Source organism: Saccharopolyspora karakumensis (assembly GCF_004349225.1).
Classification (GTDB): domain Bacteria; phylum Actinomycetota; class Actinomycetes; order Mycobacteriales; family Pseudonocardiaceae; genus Saccharopolyspora; species Saccharopolyspora endophytica.
Genome location: NZ_SMLA01000111.1, coordinates 1 through 5,308 on the forward strand (window position 1 = coordinate 1; position 5,308 = coordinate 5,308).

The window sequence follows — 5,308 nt, forward strand, 5'->3', positions numbered from 1 at the left end:
CGAGGAAATGACTCCCCGGAGTTCATGGCCCTGAATGGGGTTGTGGCGATGGTGTGGGTGTGTTCTTTGAGAACTCAACAGTGGACTGTTTTGGTTAGTGTTCTTTTATGCCCCTGACCAGTGATGCGAGTGATCGTGTTGGTGGTTGGTGGTTTCTTTGAGTATCACGCTCCGGCCTTTGGGTTGTTGAGTGTGTGCTGGGATTGTTTCAACAAAGCATTGTTGGAGAGTTTGATCCTGGCTCAGGACGAACGCTGGCGGCGTGCTTAACACATGCAAGTCGAACGATGAAGCCGCTTCGGTGGTGGATTAGTGGCGAACGGGTGAGTAACACGTGGGTAATCTGCCCTGCACTCTGGGATAAGCCTTGGAAACGAGGTCTAATACCGGATATGACACACGGCCGCATGGTCTGTGTGTGGAAAGTTCCGGCGGTGCAGGATGAGCCCGCGGCCTATCAGCTTGTTGGTGGGGTAGTGGCCTACCAAGGCGACGACGGGTAGCCGGCCTGAGAGGGTGACCGGCCACACTGGGACTGAGACACGGCCCAGACTCCTACGGGAGGCAGCAGTGGGGAATCTTGCGCAATGGGCGAAAGCCTGACGCAGCAACGCCGCGTGGGGGATGACGGCCTTCGGGTTGTAAACCTCTTTCGACAGGGACGAAGCTTTCGGGTGACGGTACCTGTAGAAGAAGCACCGGCTAACTACGTGCCAGCAGCCGCGGTAATACGTAGGGTGCGAGCGTTGTCCGGATTTATTGGGCGTAAAGAGCTCGTAGGCGGTTTGTCGCGTCGGCCGTGAAAACCTGCAGCTTAACTGTGGGCGTGCGGTCGATACGGGCAGACTTGAGTTCGGCAGGGGAGACTGGAATTCCTGGTGTAGCGGTGAAATGCGCAGATATCAGGAGGAACACCGGTGGCGAAGGCGGGTCTCTGGGCCGATACTGACGCTGAGGAGCGAAAGCATGGGGAGCGAACAGGATTAGATACCCTGGTAGTCCATGCCGTAAACGTTGGGCGCTAGGTGTGGGGATGGGTTCCACCGTTTCCGTGCCGTAGCTAACGCATTAAGCGCCCCGCCTGGGGAGTACGGCCGCAAGGCTAAAACTCAAAGGAATTGACGGGGGCCCGCACAAGCGGCGGAGCATGTGGATTAATTCGATGCAACGCGAAGAACCTTACCTGGGTTTGACATGCACTAGACAGCCGTAGAGATACGGTTTCCCTTGTGGTTGGTGTACAGGTGGTGCATGGCTGTCGTCAGCTCGTGTCGTGAGATGTTGGGTTAAGTCCCGCAACGAGCGCAACCCTTACCCTATGTTGCCAGCGGGTTATGCCGGGGACTCGTAGGGGACTGCCGGGGTCAACTCGGAGGAAGGTGGGGATGACGTCAAGTCATCATGCCCCTTATGCCCAGGGCTTCACACATGCTACAATGGCTGGTACAGAGGGTTGCGATGCCGTGAGGTGGAGCGAATCCCTTAAAGCCGGTCTCAGTTCGGATCGGGGTCTGCAACTCGACCCCGTGAAGTCGGAGTCGCTAGTAATCGCAGATCAGCATTGCTGCGGTGAATACGTTCCCGGGCCTTGTACACACCGCCCGTCACGTCATGAAAGTCGGTAACACCCGAAGCCCATGGCCTAACCCTTTGGGAGGGAGTGGTCGAAGGTGGGACTGGCGATTGGGACGAAGTCGTAACAAGGTAGCCGTACCGGAAGGTGCGGCTGGATCACCTCCTTTCTAAGGAGCAACATAAACCCTGGTCATCGTGCCGGGAGTTTCCCGGATTTAGCATCCGAGTGTGGTGCTGTCTGGGTGCTCGATGGATTGTGGAACACACTAATCGTCTGGCTGGCTGGTGCTGGTTGGGGCAGTTCACTGTTGGGTATCTGAGAGGACACACCACGCGCCCTTGGTGGGTGTGTGGTTGTTTCTCGGGTTGTTGTTTGAGAATTGTATAGTGGGTGCGAGCATCTTTGTGGCCAAGTTTTTTAGGGCACATGGTGGATGCCTTGGTACCAGGGGCCGATGAAGGACGTGGTAGGCCGCGATAGTCCTCGGGGAGTTGTCAAACGAGCTGTGATCCGAGGGTGTCCGAATGGGGAAACCCAGCCCGAGTGATGTCGGGTTACTCATGCCTGAATATATAGGGTGTGAGGGGGAACGCGGGGAAGTGAAACATCTTAGTACCCGTAGGAAGAGAAAACACTGGTGATTCCGTGAGTAGTGGCGAGCGAAAGCGGAAGAGGCTAAACCGTGCGCGTGGGATACCTGGTAGGGGTTGCGTGTGCGGGGTTGTGGGACATCGTTGGAGAGGGCTACTGACCTCTCAGCATTGGGTTGCGTGTTAGTTGAACAGGTTGGGAAACCTGACCAGAGACGGTGAGAGTCCGGTAGACGAAAATGCGTGGCCGGTGTGTGGTGGTGTTCCCGAGTAGCAGCGCTTTCGTGGAGGGTGCTGTGAATCTGGCGGGACCACTCGCTAAGCCTAAATACTTCCTGGTGACCGATAGTGGATAGTACCGTGAGGGAATGGTGAAAAGTACCCCGGGAGGGGAGTGAAATAGTTCCTGAAACCATGTGCCTGCAATCCGTCAGAGCAGTCTTAGCAACTGTGATGGCGTGCCTTTTGAAGAATGAGCCTGCGAGTTACTGCTGCGTGGCGAGGTTAACCCGTTGGGGGTAGCCGGAGCGAAAGCGAGTCTGAATAGGGCGTGTGAGTCGCGTGGTGTAGACCCGAAGCGGAGTGATCTACCCATGGCCAGGGTGAAGCGCGGGTAAGACCGTGTGGAGGCCCGAACCCACCAGGGTTGAAAACCTGGGGGATGAGCTGTGGGTAGGGGTGAAAGGCCAATCAAACTCCGTGATAGCTGGTTCTCCCCGAAATGCATTTAGGTGCAGCGTCGCATGTTGCTTGGGTGGGGTAGAGCACTGGTTGGTTGATGGGCCTTCACGGGTTACTGAGATCAGCCAAACTCCGAATACGCCTGAGTTGAGTGTGGCAGTGAGACGGCGGGGGAGAAGCTTCGTCGTCGAGAGGGAAACAGCCCAGAGCATCGGCTAAGGCCCCCAAGTGTGCGCTTAGTGGGAAAGGATGTGGGATCGCTTAGACAACCAGGAGGTTGGCTTAGAAGCAGCCATCCTTGAAAGAGTGCGTAATAGCTCACTGGTCAAGTGGTCCTGCGCCGACAATGTAGCGGGGCTGAAGCGCACCGCCGAAGCCATGCCAATTCAACTTTTGTTGGGTTGGGTAGGGGAGCGTCCTGCACGAGGTGAAGCGTCCGCGGAAGCGTGGTGTGGATTGTGTGGGAGTGAGAATGCAGGCATGAGTAGCGAGTGAAGAGTGAGAATCTCTTCCGCCGGATGACCAAGGGTTCCTGGGGAAGGTTCGTCCGCCCAGGGTGAGTCGGGGCCTAAGGCGAGGCCGACAGGCGTAGTCGATGGATAACGGGTTGATATTCCCGTACCCGTGCATATGCGCCCATGATGAGGTTTCTGATGCTAACCATCCGGAAGCCGGCTGCGTCTTCGGACAAGGCTGGGGACTGCATGGGACCCGAAGGGATAGTAGTCAAGTGATGGGGTGACGCAGGAGGGTAGCTCTGCCAGTGAGTGGTAGTACTGGTGTAAGCCTGTAGCCCGGTGTGTAGGTAAATCCGCACACTTTGTGGGTGAGGGGTGATGCGTAGCCGTTGTGGTGAAGTGAGTGATCCCATGCTGCCGAGAAAAGCCTCTAGCGAGTGTGTGCACGGCCCGTACCCGAAACCGACACAGGTGGTCAGGTAGAGAATACCGAGGCGGTCGGGTGAACTGTGGTTAAGGAATTCGGCAAATTGCCCCCGTAACTTTGGGAGAAGGGGGGCCACTGCTGGTGAACACTTTTTCGGTGGGAGCTGGTGGTGGTCGCAGAGGCCAGGGAGAAGCGACTGTTTACTAAAAACACAGGTCCATGCGAAGCTGTAAGGCGATGTATATGGACTGACGCCTGCCCGGTGCTGGAACGTTAAGAGGACCCGTAAAGCCCTTTGGGGTGTAGCGGAGAATTTAAGCGCCAGTAAACGGCGGTGGTAACTATAACCATCCTAAGGTAGCGAAATTCCTTGTCGGGTAAGTTCCGACCTGCACGAATGGCGTAACGACTTCTCCGCTGTCTCGACCACAGGCCCGGTGAAATTGCAGTACGAGTAAAGATGCTCGTTTCGCGCGGCAGGACGGAAAGACCCCGGGACCTTTACTATAGCTTGGTATTGGTGTTTGGTTCGGCTTGTGTAGGATAGGTGGGAGACTGTGAAGCATTCACGCTAGTGGGTGTGGAGTCGTTGGTGAAATACCACTCTGGTCGTTCCGGGCATCTAACTCGGGTCCGTGATCCGGATCGGGGACAGTGCCTGGTGGGTAGTTTAACTGGGGCGGTTGCCTCCCAAAGGGTAACGGAGGCGCCCAAAGGTTCCCTCAGCCTGGTTGGCAATCAGGTGTTGAGTGTAAGTGTATAAGGGAGCTTGACTGTGAGACTGACGGGTCGAGCAGGTGCGAAAGCAGGGACTAGTGATCCGGCACTGGCTGGTGGAAGCGGTGTCGCTCAACGGATAAAAGGTACCCCGGGGATAACAGGCTGATCTTGCCCAAGAGTCCATATCGACGGCATGGTTTGGCACCTCGATGTCGGCTCGTCGCATCCTGGGGCTGGAGTTGGTCCCAAGGGTTGGGCTGTTCGCCCATTAAAGCGGCACGCGAGCTGGGTTTAGAACGTCGTGAGACAGTTCGGTCCCTATCCGCCGCGCGCGTAGGAGACTTGCGGAAGGCTGTCCCTAGTACGAGAGGACCGGGACGGACGAACCTCTGGTGTGCCAGTTGTTCTGCCAAGAGCACGGCTGGTTGGCTATGTTCGGGAGGGATAACCGCTGAAAGCATCTAAGCGGGAAGCCTGTTCCTAGATGAGGTCTCCCACCCCTTTGTGGGTTAAGGCCCCCGGTAGATGACCGGGTTGACAGGCCGGATGTGGAAGCACAGTAATGTGTGGAGCTGACCGGTGCTGATAGGCCGAGGACTTGCTCACGAAGATGTTACGCACCCACTATACGATATCTGAGACAACAACCCATGGTTGTTAACTCAATATTTGTGTCAACGCAGATTGGCACCTGTGAGTTTCCCGCTCTGTGTGGGTGGGGTTCAGGGTTGTCGGTGGCGATGGCGGGGAGGGTCCGCCCGGTCCCATTCCGAACCCGGTAGCTAAGCTCCCCAGCGCTGATGGTACTGCACTCGCTAGGGTGTGGGAGAGTAAGACACCGCCGACACAATCCTTA

At 56.7% G+C, this 5,308-nt stretch carries 3 rRNA genes; all 3 read left to right on the top strand.

Going from position 1 to position 5,308, the window contains the following annotated elements:
• Positions 1-219 precede the first annotated feature (219 nt).
• Positions 220-1,742 (top strand): 16S ribosomal RNA (locus E1202_RS30905).
• Between the two features lie 240 nt (positions 1,743-1,982).
• A 23S ribosomal RNA gene (locus E1202_RS30910) occupies positions 1,983-5,058 on the top strand.
• A gap of 124 nt (positions 5,059-5,182) precedes the next feature.
• A 5S ribosomal RNA gene (gene rrf, locus E1202_RS30915) occupies positions 5,183-5,299 on the top strand.
• Together the 16S, 23S and 5S rRNA genes form the textbook arrangement of a ribosomal RNA operon.
• Positions 5,300-5,308 lie beyond the last annotated feature (9 nt).